Source organism: Stenotrophomonas sp. TWI587 (genome assembly GCF_039674145.1).
Taxonomy (GTDB): domain Bacteria; phylum Pseudomonadota; class Gammaproteobacteria; order Xanthomonadales; family Xanthomonadaceae; genus Stenotrophomonas; species Stenotrophomonas maltophilia_AY.
Genome location: NZ_JBDJMW010000003.1, coordinates 318,252 through 332,545, shown reverse-complemented (window position 1 = coordinate 332,545; position 14,294 = coordinate 318,252). Strand labels below are relative to the sequence as shown.

General features: G+C 66.4%; 10 protein-coding genes. 4 read left to right on the top strand and 6 right to left on the bottom strand.

The annotated features are described in order from the left end of the window. Positions 1–74: 74 nt before the first annotated feature. On the top strand, positions 75–1,301 hold the full coding sequence (locus ABE464_RS07150; protein ID WP_346471365.1) for a multifunctional CCA addition/repair protein: 1,227 nt from the start codon (positions 75–77) through the stop codon (positions 1,299–1,301). A gap of 22 nt (positions 1,302–1,323) precedes the next feature. Here the strand turns inward: ABE464_RS07150 and ABE464_RS07145 are convergent, their stop codons facing one another. The 6 genes from ABE464_RS07145 to ABE464_RS07120 all read right to left on the bottom strand — a co-directional run bounded on the left by ABE464_RS07145 (position 1,324) and on the right by ABE464_RS07120 (position 10,092). Beyond that, positions 1,324–4,317: an autotransporter outer membrane beta-barrel domain-containing protein gene (locus ABE464_RS07145; RefSeq protein WP_346471364.1), complete on the bottom strand. Its 2,994-nt coding sequence runs from the start codon at positions 4,315–4,317 to the stop codon at positions 1,324–1,326. 125 nt (positions 4,318–4,442) lie between these two features. Continuing rightward, complete coding sequence (locus ABE464_RS07140; RefSeq protein WP_346471363.1) at positions 4,443–5,510, bottom strand: heparan-alpha-glucosaminide N-acetyltransferase domain-containing protein; 1,068 nt, start codon at positions 5,508–5,510, stop codon at positions 4,443–4,445. Further along, the gene (gene nagA, locus ABE464_RS07135; protein ID WP_346471362.1) at positions 5,507–6,655 is read right to left on the bottom strand and encodes an N-acetylglucosamine-6-phosphate deacetylase; all 1,149 of its coding nucleotides are present in this window, start codon (positions 6,653–6,655) and stop codon (positions 5,507–5,509) included. Before nagA ends, ABE464_RS07140 begins: the two co-directional genes overlap by 4 nt. Continuing rightward, positions 6,655–7,683, bottom strand: a complete 1,029-nt coding sequence (locus ABE464_RS07130; RefSeq protein ID WP_346471361.1) for an SIS domain-containing protein — start codon at positions 7,681–7,683, stop codon at positions 6,655–6,657. Before ABE464_RS07130 ends, nagA begins: the two co-directional genes overlap by 1 nt. Before the next feature lie 6 nt (positions 7,684–7,689). Beyond that, positions 7,690–8,757, bottom strand: coding sequence for a LacI family DNA-binding transcriptional regulator (locus tag ABE464_RS07125; protein ID WP_346471360.1), 1,068 nt, complete (start codon positions 8,755–8,757; stop codon positions 7,690–7,692). A 42-nt stretch (positions 8,758–8,799) separates the two neighbouring features. Further along, a complete protein-coding gene (locus tag ABE464_RS07120; RefSeq protein WP_346471359.1) occupies positions 8,800–10,092 on the bottom strand; it encodes a sugar MFS transporter in 1,293 nt (430 codons plus the stop codon). On the opposite strand from ABE464_RS07120, the gene ABE464_RS07115 reads away from it, so the two are divergent. The 3 genes from ABE464_RS07115 (at position 10,034) to ABE464_RS07105 (ending at position 14,254) form a co-directional block, all read left to right on the top strand. After that, a complete protein-coding gene (locus tag ABE464_RS07115; protein WP_346471448.1) occupies positions 10,034–10,306 on the top strand; it encodes a hypothetical protein in 273 nt (90 codons plus the stop codon). The two genes, ABE464_RS07120 and ABE464_RS07115, sit on opposite strands and share 59 nt — an antisense overlap. Before the next feature lie 153 nt (positions 10,307–10,459). Beyond that, entirely contained in the window at positions 10,460–11,488 is a 1,029-nt protein-coding gene (locus tag ABE464_RS07110) for a glucokinase family protein (RefSeq protein WP_346471358.1), read from the top strand. Between the two features lie 135 nt (positions 11,489–11,623). After that, a complete protein-coding gene (locus ABE464_RS07105; RefSeq protein WP_346471357.1) occupies positions 11,624–14,254 on the top strand; it encodes a TonB-dependent receptor in 2,631 nt (876 codons plus the stop codon). Positions 14,255–14,294 lie beyond the last annotated feature (40 nt).

Genomic DNA, 14,294 nt, shown 5'->3' with positions numbered 1-14,294 from the left:
GTATGCCAGCCGGCGCCGCAGAATCCGGCAGCACCGGTTGGCATGGTCTTGGTCCACTGCGGCATCATGGGCACATGAAAATCTATCTGGTTGGCGGCGCCGTGCGCGACCGCCTCTTGCAGCATGCTCCCGGCGACCGCGACTGGGTCGTGGTCGGCGCTACCCAGGCGCAGATGGAAGCGCAGGGGTACAAGGCCGTGGGCCGCGATTTCCCGGTGTTCCTCCATCCTGATACCGGTGAGGAATATGCGCTGGCCCGCACCGAGCGTAAATCCGGCCGCGGCTATCGCGGCTTCGTGGTCGATGCCGATCCCGCGGTGACGCTGGAAGAGGACCTGCAGCGCCGCGATTTCACCATCAACGCGATCGCCTGCGATGAAGCCACCGGTGAACGGGTGGATCCGTATGGCGGCGTGCGCGACATCGAGCAGCGCGTGCTGCGCCATGTCGGCCCGGCCTTCGTCGAGGATCCGCTGCGGGTGCTGCGTGCGGCCCGCTTCATGGCGCGCTTCGCACCGCTGGGCTTCACCGTGGCCGACGAGACGATGGCGCTGATGCGGGAGGTCGCCGCCAGTGGCGAGCTCGACGCGCTGGTGCCCGAGCGCGTGTGGCAGGAACTGCGCCGTGCCCTCACCTCCGCGCGGCCCTCCGCGTTCCTGCGCACTCTGCATGACGCCCACGCCCTTGGCGCGATCCTGCCCGAGCTGGAGGCCCTCTACGGCGTACCCCAGCGCGCGGAGTTCCATCCGGAAGTCGATACCGGCGTGCACCAGGAAATGGTGAGCGACATGGCCGCGCAGCTGGCGCCGGGCGATGACCTGATCGGCTTCGCCGCACTGACCCACGACCTTGGCAAAGGCCTGACGCCGCCGGCCGAATGGCCGCGCCACATCATGCATGAGCAGCGCGGCGTCGCCCCGCTGCGTGGGCTGGCCGAACGCCTGAAGGTACCGCTCGATCACCGCCAGCTGGCCGAAGCGGTCTGCCGCGATCATCTCAACGTGCACCGCATCGATGAACTGCGCGACGCGACCGTTCTGGAACTGCTCGGCCGCTGCGATGGATTCCGCCGTCCCGAGCGCATTGCGCAGATCGCGCTGTGTTGTGAAGCCGACAAGCGCGGCCGGCTGGGCTTCGAGGACAGCGATTACCCACAGGGTGAGACGCTCAAACGCCTGCACCAGGCAGCGCTGGCGGTGCAGGCGCGCGATCTGGATCTGAGCGGATTGAAGGGCCCGGCGGTGGGTGAGGCGCTGGCCAAGGAACGGGTGAAGGCGATCAGCGCGGTGCGTACGCGCTGATCGATGCCTGCGTGGCGTTTCATCACCAATCGAAGCGCACGCCGATGTTCCCCTCGATGCTCTTGCGCTCCTTCTGATCGCTGCTTTCCAGATCGCGCGTGTAGTCCGCCACCGCATACGCACTGACATTGGCATTGAAGCGCGCGACCACACCGACGCCAACTTCCAGTGCGCGGGCGGCCTGCTGATTGGTCAGCTCATTGGTACCGAACGTGATGCGATCCTCGCCATCGAAGGTCTGCCAGTAGTTCACTTTGAGGTACGGCTGCCAGCCATTGCCGGCGAGGTTGTAGTCGGCTGCCAGACGCAGGCCGACACGGCCAGTCCACGCGTTGTCGTTGTCGTAGCTGATCGTGGAGATGCGGTCCGCGCTGTCATCCAGCGCACTGCGCTGCCAGATCACCTGCGCCTGCGGCTCCAGCCACCAAGCGGACTGCCCGAGCTGCAGCAGCGGCTTGCCAATCTCCAGTGAGGCGGTAGTGCCGTCACCGCGCAGATCAATCCCAAGGCCGCGCGCCGACCACGCATTGCCGTCGTAGCGGCTCTGCATGACCACGGCGTCCAGGTAGCCACCGGCACTGCCAACGCGGGTCCAGTACAGGCCGACGTGCTTGTCGTCCAGGCGCGTGCGGCCCACGGCCACATTGTCCCAGCCGATCGCAAAGCCGTTGACGTTGCCCTGCGCGCGCGTGCGCCCGACGAACACGCCGAACTGGTCGCGATGGCGTTCATCGGCATGGGCGAACAGATCCACACCGGCCTGGACGCCCTGGATGTCACCGTCGAAGCTGGGCTTGGCATCGCCTTCCCAATGCTGCTCATGGCTCTGCCCAATCATCCGCGCCCACGCCGCGCGGAACCCGCCCTGCCCAGCCAGCAGCCTCTGCTCGCCCTGCCGCTCGTGGAAGGTGCCCAGGCTGAGCAGGCTGGTCTCACGCAGCAGCGGCGGCACCGCCGCGTAGGTGGCCGCCTCCACGCGGTACAACGGAACGATGTCGCCTTCGGCCGGCACAGCACCGGGTGTCGGCGGTACTGCCAGCGGACCCGGCACGGCGGCCGGCGTGGTCGGCACCGGCGGCGGGGTATCGGTCTGTGGTGGGGCGACCGGTGCTGGTTCGGGCGGTGGCGGCGGTGGGGCGGGCTCCGGGGCCAGCGGGTCCGGATTCTCGGGCAGATCCGGTGACGGCGGCGGGGTCAGCGGGGGCGGGGGCGTACCGGTGCTCTCCGGCGGTGGCGGGGGCGGCGTCACTGTCGGTACGCCCGGTGGTGCGGGCGATGGGGCCGGCGAGACGCCCGCCACCAGCGTCGAACGCAGGTACCAGTTCTCGCTGCTGCCGTCACTGACGCCGCCTTTGAACAGGAAATACTCGAAGGCTCCCGCCGCGATCGGGTTGTACAACGCAAATGCATTCGGCGCGGTGCTCGCGCCGTTGATCGACTGCACCACCAGGATGCCATCAGCCAGCGTCGCCGCACCGCCGCCACCGACATTGAGGATACCCAGGCCGGTGCTGCCGCTGGCCACGCCATTGGAGATCACCAGCCGATCCGATGGCGCGCCGTCACCGGCCAACACTGACTGCAGATACACCCCGCCGTTGTTGCCCACATAGTTGCCGGCAATGGTGAATGCATCGCCCGGGCCATTGCTGCCATTGCTCAGGTCGATGCGTCCGGCATTGATGACATTGACCTGCTGCCCGGCGGTGAACGTGCGCACGGTGGCGTTGAAGCCGCCGGCGAAGACGGTACTGGTGCTGTCGATGTCCAGCGTGCCGCCGGTGGTGGTGAAGTCGGAGAGCACCAGATCGCCATCGAAGGTCAGCTGGCTGTCCTGGCGCAGGTTGATCTGCTCCCAGCCGGTGAGGCGCGAGACACCGCTGGTCTTGACGTTGTTCATCGTGAGCAGATCGGTGCCAAGCCCACCGGTGAACAGCGGAATCGCGCCGAGGTGGCTGTTGTTGAGGTTGCTCAGTGTGGTGACGTCGTTGCCCTCGCCCATGTCCACCGTGCCGTACACCACGCCGCCACCGGACCAGTCCAGCCGATCGTTGCCGGTGCTGGCGCGGATCTCGCCGCGCACCGTGCCGCCGGTGATGGTGATCGCATCATCGCCACCGCTGACGCTGATGTTGCCGCCGATGTAGCCCTCGGAGAGGATGATCGTGTCGTTGCCGAAGCCGGTGACAAGGTTGCCGTCGATCGTGCCGCCGGACATGTCGAAGGTGTTGTTCTCCAGCTTCATGTTGACCCGGCCGATGCGGCCACCGGTCATCTCGGCATAGTCGCCATCGTCGAAGCCGCCGATGATCTGCCCGCCGGTCATGCGGAAACGGTCAGTGCCATCACCCTGAAGCAGCGCACCGATAGTGCCGCCGGTCATCACGAACACATCCTGGCCACCGCCCTGCTGCACCGCGCCGGTGATGGTGCCGCCACTGATCTCCATCACGTCAACACCATCGCCCTGGTCGACGCTGTCGATGACACCGCCGCGTACCACCAAGGTGTCGTTGCCGGCGCCCTGCGCGACGCCACCGCGGATGCTGCCGGCCAGCATGTCCAGCCGGTCATTGCCAACACCGAACACGATGCCGCCCGTACTGCCGCTGATCACCCCGCGATTGATCACCGTCGAGGCGGCATCCAGCTGCAGGCCGCGCCCGGCTTGCGCGATGATGCTGCCGTCGTTGGTGATCAGATGACCGCCGCCGCCCGGCTGCAACGTGATCGCCGTGCCGCTGGTCGGTGCGAGCTGTGCATTGCCGAGGACGTTGATGGTGATGTTGCTGCTGCCCGCCGCCCCCGTAACCGGCACCGTGTCTGGATTGGGCAGCTGGTTGGAGCAGGTCACGGTCTGGCCGGTGGTCGGCACTGGGTTGTCACACCCCGCCCAGGCCGGGAAGGCCCCGGCAATCAACACAGTGCCCAGCGCACTTCGTCGGCCGACCTGCAGCAGGTGCGAAATCTGGACAGCCAGCAGCGGTCGTGCCGGCCAAACGAGCGTCTGGCGCATGTACCTTTCCTGTTCAGCAGAAGGAGGACAGCAACGGCCCAGTGCTTTTACGGATGACCGGCGTAGGTACTTTTACTGCTCAACCGTGATGTGAACGTAAAATTCATGTGCGGGCCCGGCGACGCTCAGATCTTCAGATAGACACGCCGACGATCCAGCGCCCACACAACGCCCCACCAGAGCGCGACGAAGCCCACAGCACACATCAGCGAGGCCAACATCGGTGCCTGCGGTACCACACGCTCCAGTGCATGGAACGCCCAAGCCCAGATGCCTGTCGCGCCCAGGACCAGCGCCATTGCCGAGGACCCAAGGTAAGCGGCGATTGCATTCACCCCGAAGCGGCGGCCCAGTGCGGGCATACCCCAGCGGTCGATCAACAGGTTCGCCAGCACCAGCGCGACCACGGACAGGCCACCGGTCCAGAGCACGAAGCTGGGGGTCCAGAGTTGCTTGTTGAGCGGCAGCCACAGCGTGGCCAGTGCACCGACGGCCAGGCAGGCCAGCGCGAGCGTGGCCAAGTGGACCGTTTGACCGGCACGCAACCACGCACCCGCGCGCAGGCCGAGCAGCGTGGTGGCAACCGCGCCGAGGCTGCTCAGCAGGCCTTCCGGGTCATGACCCAGGCCGGTCAGCGCTGAGTATTTATAGAGAAATGGGGCGAACAGCGCGGTATCCAGGCGGCTGGCTGGATTGACCCATGGCGCCAGCGAATGGGCAGAAAGGAGGATGGCGGCGTAGGCCGCCAGCAATCCCACGATCACCCCCCATTGCGTCCGCGCCTGCGTGTAGACCGCCAGCACACCGACCACCGCCACGCACAGGGCGATCCGCTGCAGTACGCCCCACAGGCGATACGCGGGTAATTCAAACAGCCACCACGCCATCAGGTGCAGCAGCGCACCGGCGATCAGGATGCGCAGCGCGCGTTGCAGTACCCCACGCACCAGCGCCGCACGCATGGCCGGGTCGGTGGCGCGCGGGGCCAGGCTGAAGGCCATTGAGACGCCTGCGATGAACAGGAACAGCGGGAAGATCAGGTCGGTCGGGGTGAAGCCATGCCAGTCCGCGTGCAGCAGCGGCGCGTAGACATGGCTCCAGTCACCGGGATTGTTGACCAGCAGCATCGCCGCGACGGTCAGGCCGCGCAGTGCGTCAATCGATCCCATCCGCCCCGACGGCGCGGCACTCATACGTCTTCGCGCTGCCCGGCGATCCAGGTGCTGCGTACCTGCAGGGCATCATCGAGCAGCACCAGATCGGCATGATGGCCCTCGGCGATGTGTCCGTAACGGTCATCCAGATTCAGGAACTGCGCGGGATAGGTCGAGGCCATGCGCGCCGCCTCGGCCAGCGGGACGCCCAGCAGCTGCACGCTGTTGCGTACCGCAGTGGCCATGTCCAGTGCTGAGCCGGCCAGTGAGCCGGCAGCATTGCGCACCACGCCGTCGACCGCGGTGATCACCTCGCCATAGAGCTCATAACTGGGATCATCCGCCCCCACCGGCGGCATCGCATCGGTGACCAGCATGACTTTGCCACGCGGCTTGGCGGCCAGCGCCACCCGCAGGCTGGCCGGGTGCACATGCACGCCGTCGGCGATGATACCCACCCAGCTGTCGCGGTCTTCCAGGGCAGCGCCCACTGCACCCGGCTCGCGACCGGTCAGCGGCGACATCGCGTTGTACAGATGGGTGAAGCCACGGATGCCGGCCTCCAGGCCCGCACGCGCTTCCTCGTAGCTGGCTGCGGTGTGCCCGGCCGCCACCACCACGCCACGCTCCACCAGCGCGCGGATGCTCTCCAGCGGCACCCGCTCGGGCGCCAGCGTGAGCAGCGTGACGCCGTTGTCCAGCGAGGCGGCCAAGGCGATCTCGGCGGCGTCCGGCACGCGGAACTTGGCCGGATCGTGCGTGCCCTTGCGCGCCGGGGCGATGTACGGCCCTTCCAGATGAATGCCGAGCACGCCCGGCACGCCCTCGCTGATGGCCTGGCGGGTCGCGGCGATGGCCGCGCGCATCACCTGCACGTCGTCGCTGATCAGGGTGGGTAGCAGACCGGTGGTGCCGAAGCGGCGGTGCGCCTGTGCCAGCGTGCGCAGCGTGGCGACATCCGGGTGGTTGTTGAACAACACGCCACCGCCACCGTTGACCTGCGCATCGATGAAACCGGGCAGCAGCCAGCCACCGCCCAGATCCACCTGCTCATCGGCCTGGCCGAGCATGGGCGCGGCATCGGAGATGAGCGCGGTGATCCGGCCGCTTTCGATCACGATCGCCAGGTCGTCGCGGAAGTCGTCACCGGCCAGGATGCGGGCATTGCGCAGGACAGTTTTCATCAGACGGTTTCCGTCACCTTGTTCAGATGCGGCGGCAGATCCGGGTTGTGGCCACGGCGCAGCGCCAGCGCATTGATCGCGCGGTAGAAGCTCTGGATGGTCAGCAGCGGGGCGCAGGCCGGGTGCGGCGCGACCGGCAGCGGCAGGTCACCACCGACATCGGCCAGCCACACCTGCGCATCGCGCGCAGCGAACTCGCCCAGCACCGCACGGGTGCCGGCGCCGGTTTCATCCGGCTGGGCAAAGGCCAGCACCGGGAAGCCCGGGCCAACAAGCGCCATCGGGCCGTGCTTGACCTCGGCCGAGCTGTAGGCCTCGGCGTGCAGGCCACAGGTTTCCTTGAACTTCAGCGCCGCTTCCTGCGCCGCGGCCAGGCCAAGACCGCGGCCAAGCACGAACAGGTTGTGGGCCGGCACCAGGTCATCGGTCAGCGACGACCAGTCGCTGTTCCAGGCCTCGCGCAGTGCATCGGGCAGCGCGCGCAGCGAGGCGATCAGCCCGACATCCTGGGTCCAATACGCCACCAGCTGCAGGATGGCCGACAGCGAGGCGAGATAGCTCTTGGTCGCCGCCACGCTGCGCTCGGCGCCGGCGCCAAGCGGAATCACCGTCTCGGCCAACTGCGCCAGCGGCGAATCCTCGACATTGACCAGCGCCACCACGCGCGCGCCAGCGGCACGTGCGGCCTCGGCGTTGCGCAACAGGTCCGGGCTCTTGCCCGACTGCGAGATCACGATGTACAGCGCGCCGCGCAGCTTCAGCGGTGCTTCGTAGACCGAGCCCACCGACGGCGAGGCCGAGGCGGTGACCAGCCCGAGCCGGGTTTCCAGCAGGTACTTGGCGTAGGTGGCGGCATGATCGGAACTGCCCCGTGCGCAGGTCACCACGAACGGCGGCGGCGCCGCGCGCAGGCTGGCGGCCAGCGTCTCCACGGCCACCTGGTTGCGCGCAAACTGCGCGGCGATCACATCGGCGGCTTCCGCGGCTTCGCGGTACATCAGGGTGTCGTGGGGAGCAGGCAGGGACATGGGAACTCAGGTCGTTTCAGGAGAGGGAAGCCGTGCACCCTGCGGGCGCATCGGCGCGGTGGAGCCACGCACCACCAGCTGCGGCACGAAACCCTGGTTCTGCAGCTGCAGCGGCGCGTCGTCATAGGCATCGCTGCGCAGCTGCGCGATCAACAGGCGCGCGGCATGCCGGGCAATGTCTTCGGTGGCCTGCTTGGCCGTGGTCAGCGGCGGCCACGACTGGCGCGAGAACGGGCTGTCCTCGAAACCGGCAATGGACAGGTCGTAAGGCACGTTCATGCCTGTGGACTTAGCCGCCGCCAGCACACCGGCAGCGATTTCATCGTTGGAACCAAAGATCGCCGTGGGCGGTTCGCGCAGCGCCAACAGGCGGCGCGCGCCGCGGAAGCCGTCATCGAAGGTGTAGTCGCCCTGCACCACCAGGTGCTTGTCGATGGTCATGCCGTAATCGCGCAGTGCCGCTTCATAGCCGGCGTAGCGCTCGCCACTGGAACGGTGCGAGCTACCGCCCCACAGGAACCCGATGCGCTGGTGCCCGAGCTGGATCAGATGCTCGGTGATTTCATAGGCGGCCTCGCGGTCGTCGACGAACACACAGGCACCATCCTCGGGATCGGCGGTGGCGGCGATGATGCGCACCAGCTTGATCCCGCGTGCGGTGAGTGCGGCCACCAGATCCTTGCGCTCGGACATCGGCGCAGTCAGCACCAACCCGGCCAGGCGCGAACGCTGCACCCAGTCCGCCAGTTCCTCGGCCAGCATCGGCGAACTGGAATCGCAGGGATGGATCTGCAGCCCGAAGCCGGTTTCGCGGCACGCCGCAAGCACGCCGTTCTGCACGCCGATGATGTGGTACGGATTGGGGTTGTCGTAGACCAGCCCGACCACCAGCGTGGTGCCGGTGCGCAGGTTGCGCGCGGCCGGATCAGGCTCGTAGTCCAGCTCGGCGATCGCACGCAGCACACGCGCGCGCGTGGCCTGCATCACCGAGGGCTCGTTGTTGATGACCCGCGAGACCGTCTTCAGCGATACCTTGGCCCGTTCGGCGACATCCTTGATGGTCGCTCTGCGCATCGTTTTTCCCTGGCTGACCGGTTGAGCCTCCATGATCGCCGATCACTGCCCGTCGCGGGACAGCCCGACCCGGTGGCCGCGCATCGAGTAGAACAGGATGTACAGGTAGCAGGGCACCATCAGGCCGGCGAACACCCACTGGAAGTCGAAGTGCTGCTTGAGCACGGCAAACAGCTGGGGAATGATCGCGCCACCGGCAATGGCCATCACCAGCAGCGCCGAGCCGGTCTCGGTGAAGCGGCCCAGCCCGCGGATCGCCAGCGGGAAGATCGCCGGCCACATCATCGCGTTGGCAAAGCCCAGCGCGGCCACGAAGCCGACCGATACATAGCCGTGGGTGAGCAGCGCGCCGATGCAGAACAGCACGCCCAGCACCGCCGAGATGCTCAGATAGCGCGACTGCGAGACCAGGTGCGGGATCAGCGCCAGACCGGCCAGATAACCGATGAGCATCGCGCCCAAGGTGATCGAGGTGAACATCTTGGTCTGGTCCAACGGCAGGTCGAAGCCGTGACCGTAGGTACCGATCGCATCGCCGGCCATCACTTCCACGCCGACGTAGACGAACAGACACAGCACGCCCAGCCACAGGTGCGGGAACTGGAAGATACTGGTGCGCTCGGCAACGCCCGGCGCGCGGGCCGGCGTGGCATTGGCTTCAGCGGTCTTCAATTCGGGCAGGGGCGAGAACAGCACGCCGACCGCCAGCACCACCAGCAGCCCGGCCATGGCCATGTACGGCAGCTGGATCTTGGCGGCGAAGTCATTGAGCAGCACCGTCTTGGCGGCCGCATCGGCGACCTTCACCTGCGCATCCAGATCGCCGATGCCGTGCAGCACCAGCGTGCCGATCAGCACCGGGGCGAGCATGCCGGCGATCTTGTTGCAGATGCCCATCAGCGCAATGCGCCGGGCGGCGGTCTCGATCGGGCCAAGGATGCTGATGTATGGATTGACCGCGGTCTGCAACAGGGCCAGCCCGCTGCCGATGACGAACAGACCGCTGAGTGCGCCGGGATACCAGCGCTGCTGGGCGAAGTGGGCGAACACCACCGCACCGGCCGCCATCACCAGCAGGCTCAGACTCAGGCCTTTCTTCATGCCGGTGCGCTTGAGGATCCACGAGGCCGGCAGTGCCAGGAAGAAGTAGGACAGGTAGAAGACCATCAGCACCAGGAAGGCGCCGACCTCGTCCAGCTCGAAGGCCAGTTTGACGAAGGTGATCAGCGGGCCGTTGAGCCAGGTGAAGAAGCCGATCAGGAAGAACAGCACGCCGATGATCAGGATCGAGGTAAGCACGCTCGAACGCGCGGAGGCAGCAGGCACGGCAGACATCAAGAAGGCTCCTGCATCGACGGCGCGCGATGCGGCGTCGGAAGAGTGGCTGGGAACAACGTTGTCACATTTATTCGTCGCCGCTGCCGGGTTTGTCAACAACTGGTTTGACTGGCGTCCGGCAAAAACCCCGTGCTGCATCTGCGCAAAAACCCGGCACGGCTCGCCAGACCGGAGCTTGGCCCCTGTTTCCAAGCAGTTTGCAAAAACATGACGGCCGTTGGATGAAAACGTTTTCCCATGGCAGCACCCGTTGCGGCGCAGCATCGAAAGTGTGAGGTTATCGTTGACATCGTTGTCAGAACGATTACAGACTCCGCCTCAATCGCCGGGCCAGCCCTGGCCGTGCCCAACCGATGGAGTCCGTGTGACCAACGCCGCCCACGCTGTACCGGCCCATGCCCCGTCCGCCGCGATGCCGCCGTTCCTGGCCGCCGACGTGGGTGGCACGCATGTCCGGGTGGGCCGGGTCCAGGCCAGCGCGGATCCGGACCATCCGGTGCAGCTGCTGGACTACCGCAAATTCCGCAATGCCGACTACGCCGGCCTCAGCGCGATCCTGTCCGAATTCCTGGCCGATGGCCCGCGCCCGGCACACTGCGTCGTCGCCACTGCCGGCTATGCACGTGAAGACGGCACGGTGATCACCGCCAACCTGCCCTGGCCGCTGTCGGCGCGACAGATCGAGCGGGACGTCGGCCTGGATCAGGTCTACATCGTCAATGACTTCGAGGCCGTGGCCTACGCCGCCGCCCAGGTCGACGCCAGCGGCGTGCTGCAGCTGACCGGCCCGGCCACCGCCCCGCGCGGCCCGACCCTGGTGGTCGGCCCCGGCACCGGCCTCGGCGCGGCGGTATGGATTCCTACCGCGCACGGCGCCGTGGTCCTGGCCACCGAAGCCGGCCAGCCGACCCTGGCCACCACCACCGAACTGGAGATGGCGATCGTGCGGCAGATGCTGCGCGAGCGCTCGCACGTCTCGGTGGAGCAAGCGCTGTCCGGACCCGGCCTGATGAATCTGTATCGCGCCCTGTGCGCGTTGAACGGCCACGCACCGACGTTGACCACCCCCGATGCGATCACCGCCGCCGCCGTGGCCGATCAGGACCCGCTCGCGCGGCAGAGCCTGGACGTGTTCTGCGGCCTGCTCGGCAGCACGATCGGTGACATGGCGCTGCAGTACGGCGTCACCGGCGGGGTCTACCTGGCCGGCGGCATCCTGCCGCAGATCCGCGATTTCCTGTTGAACAGCACCTTCGTCGAGCGGTACCTCAACAAGGGACCGATGCGCGAGGCGCTGGAACGCATTCCCGTGAAGGTGGTCGAGCACGGGCAGCTGGGCGTCATCGGCGCCGCCAGCTGGTACCTGGGACATAGGGACCACCCGAACGCCTGACGGCGCGCAGGGGAAGGCAATACGCAGTACGTGGCACCCATTGCGCGCCCCGTCCAGGGCGCGCGGCAAAGTCGTACCAGACGCAAGAAGACACGCCGTCGCCGGCGAACCATCGGATTGATGAGGAGAGACATCATGAACCACCGCAAGAGTCTGCTTTCGGCAGCCATTTTCAGCTGTCTGGTGTTCGGCGCGCAGGCGCAGGAAACCTCGACCACCCCCACCGACCTGGACACGGTCAGCGTGGTGGGTATCCGCGCCAGCCTGGAAAAGTCGCTGGATACCAAGCGCAACAACGTGACCATTTCCGAGGCGATCACCGCCGAGGACATCGGCAAGTTCCCCAGCACCAACGTGGCCGAGGCGCTGTCGCAGCTGCCAGGCATCTCGCTGGACCGTCGCTTCGGCCAGGGTGAGCGGGTCAGCATCGACGGCACCGACCCCAGCCTCAACCTGTCCTTCCTGGATGGCCACCCGGTCGCGCAGGCGATCTGGCTGTACGGCGAGCAGCCCAACCGCGGCTTCGACTACACCCTGCTGTCGCCGTTGATCCTGGGCCGCATGGAAGTCATCAAGTCCTCCGAAGCGCGCCTGACCGAAGGCAGCCTGGGCGGCACGATCCTGATGCACACCCGTCAGCCGCTGGACATGCGCGCCAATGAAGTGGCCGCCTCGATCGGCTACAGCTACAGCGACCAGGCCAGCAAGGGCAAGCCGAACGCCTCGGCGATCTACAGCTGGAAGAACGACGAGGAAACCTTCGGCATCAACGTGGCCGCGCAGCACTATGAAGAGCGCGTGGACCGCCAAGGCATGGAAGTGTTCGGGTACGCCAAGGCCTCTACCTTCACCAATGCGCCGGGCGTGGACCCGAACGCGGATGTGCCCAACTCGGTCAATGCGGCGTGGTTCCAGCAGGACCGCAAGCGCGACAGCGCCGTGGTCAACCTGCAGTTCAAGCCGACCGATGAGCTTGAGTTCAACCTGAGCGGCCTGTACATCAAGGAAAACTTCGACAACTACAACCAGTCGATGTACTCCTTCCTGACCTGGAATCCCGGCACCATCGGTGCGGTGAACCAGCTCGGCGATGTGCGCAACGGCGTGGTCAACAGCGGCCACTCCAACGCCAGTGCCACCGCCAACAGCGGCACGGTGATCTACGACAACAACGTGCGCGAATCCGAAGTGACCACCAAGGGTCTGGACCTGCGTGGCGCCTGGAAGGGCGAGGGCTGGGGCATCAGCGGCCAGGCCGGCCAGAGCAAGTCCGAGAACAAGGACCTGGCCCAGTACTTCATCGAGCCGTTCTACAACGGTGGTTTCAGCTGGAACCTGGACAAGGGCATCACCTTCGACAACCCCGATGCGGCCCGCAATCCGGCCAACTGGGGTTCGGCCGGTGGCTGGTTCGGCAACAACGGCATCTTCTCCACCGACAGCAAGGACACCTACGCACAGCTGGACTTCAATGTGCAGTTCGACAGCATCTTCAACCAGCTGCAGTTCGGCGTTCGCCACGGCAAGCACGAAGAGAGCTTTGATCTGAACGTGTATGGCGGCGTGCGTCCGGGCACCCTGGCCGACGTCGGCACCATCGGGCTGACCGACATCCAGGGCTTCGCCGACGGCCAGGGCCGTCATATCCAGGTTGGCCGTGACAACGTGCTGAACTGGGTCAAGGGCAGCCCGCTGGACTTCGCCAACCCGGATCCGGCCAGCTACCTCAACAACAGCTGGGCGCTGGAGCAGACCAACAACGCCGCCTATGCGCAGTTGAACTTCTCCAACGGCCCGGTACGCGGCAACGTTGGCGTGCGCTACGTGGATTCCAAGACGGCCGGCAGCGGCTTCGTCTACGGCGGCACCCCCACCCTGACCGACCTGGACAGCAAGTGGCAGACCCAGACCAAGAAGGAAGACTTCCTGCTGCCCTCGGTCAACCTGGTCTACGACACCGACAGCGACTGGGTGTTCCGCTTCGGCGCCAGCAAGGTCATCGCGTGGGCGCCGTACAACCAGATGGTGAACAACACCTTCCTCAACGACACCACCCTGACCGGCAGTGGCGGCAATGCGGCCCTGTCGCCGTATGAGTCCTGGAACTACAACCTGTCGGCCGAGTACTACTTCGCGCCGCAGTCGGTGGTGGCCTGGTCGCTGTTCTACAAGAAGATCGACAACTACATCGATACCAGCGCCGTCACCGAGCGCCAGTACAACTCGATCCGCGATACCTCGCCGGCCACCTGGTCCAACATCGTGGGCACCAACGGCTGTGCGGCCGACGGCTACTGCGACTACAGCATCCAGCGTCCGCGCAATGCCGGCAGCGGCCACGTCAAGGGCTTCAACCTCAGCTACCAGCAGCCCTTCGGCGAGAGCGGCTTCGGCTTGACGGCCAACTACACCTACGCCAACGGTGAGAACAACTCCGGTGATGCGCTGCCCTACCAGTCGCGCAACTCGGTCGCGTTCAGCCCGTACTACGAAAAGGGTCCGATCAACGCCCGCCTGACCTACAACTGGCGCGACAGCTATCTGGCCGGCGGCTACGTCGCAGGCTCGGCACCGGCCAGCGTGGACGACTACGCCGAACTGGGCGCCAGCTTCGGGTACACCTTCAACGAGAACTGGTCGGTCACCATCGACGCTCAGAACCTGCTCGATGAAGAGTATTTCCAGTATCTGGGCGACAAGGACCACCTGGCTTCGCGTTACAAGAGCGGCCGCCGCTACATGGCGACCCTGCACTTCAAGTTCTGATTGCCCCGGTAGTACGCTGCACACCTGAAACGGGCCCGGA

What these genes read in the sequence shown, in the direction of transcription:
- ABE464_RS07150 (WP_346471365.1), top strand. Translation starts at nt 75, where the DNA reads ATGAAAATCTATCTGGTTGGCGGCGCCGTGCGCGACCGCCTCTTGCAG.
- ABE464_RS07145 (WP_346471364.1), bottom strand. Translation starts at nt 4,317, where the DNA reads ATGCGCCAGACGCTCGTTTGGCCGGCACGACCGCTGCTGGCTGTCCAG.
- ABE464_RS07140 (WP_346471363.1), bottom strand. Translation starts at nt 5,510, where the DNA reads ATGAGTGCCGCGCCGTCGGGGCGGATGGGATCGATTGACGCACTGCGC.
- nagA (WP_346471362.1), bottom strand. Translation starts at nt 6,655, where the DNA reads ATGAAAACTGTCCTGCGCAATGCCCGCATCCTGGCCGGTGACGACTTC.
- ABE464_RS07130 (WP_346471361.1), bottom strand. Translation starts at nt 7,683, where the DNA reads ATGTCCCTGCCTGCTCCCCACGACACCCTGATGTACCGCGAAGCCGCG.
- ABE464_RS07125 (WP_346471360.1), bottom strand. Translation starts at nt 8,757, where the DNA reads ATGCGCAGAGCGACCATCAAGGATGTCGCCGAACGGGCCAAGGTATCG.
- ABE464_RS07115 (WP_346471448.1), top strand. Translation starts at nt 10,034, where the DNA reads ATGATCAGGATCGAGGTAAGCACGCTCGAACGCGCGGAGGCAGCAGGC.
- ABE464_RS07120 (WP_346471359.1), bottom strand. Translation starts at nt 10,092, where the DNA reads ATGTCTGCCGTGCCTGCTGCCTCCGCGCGTTCGAGCGTGCTTACCTCG.
- ABE464_RS07105 (WP_346471357.1), top strand. Translation starts at nt 11,624, where the DNA reads ATGAACCACCGCAAGAGTCTGCTTTCGGCAGCCATTTTCAGCTGTCTG.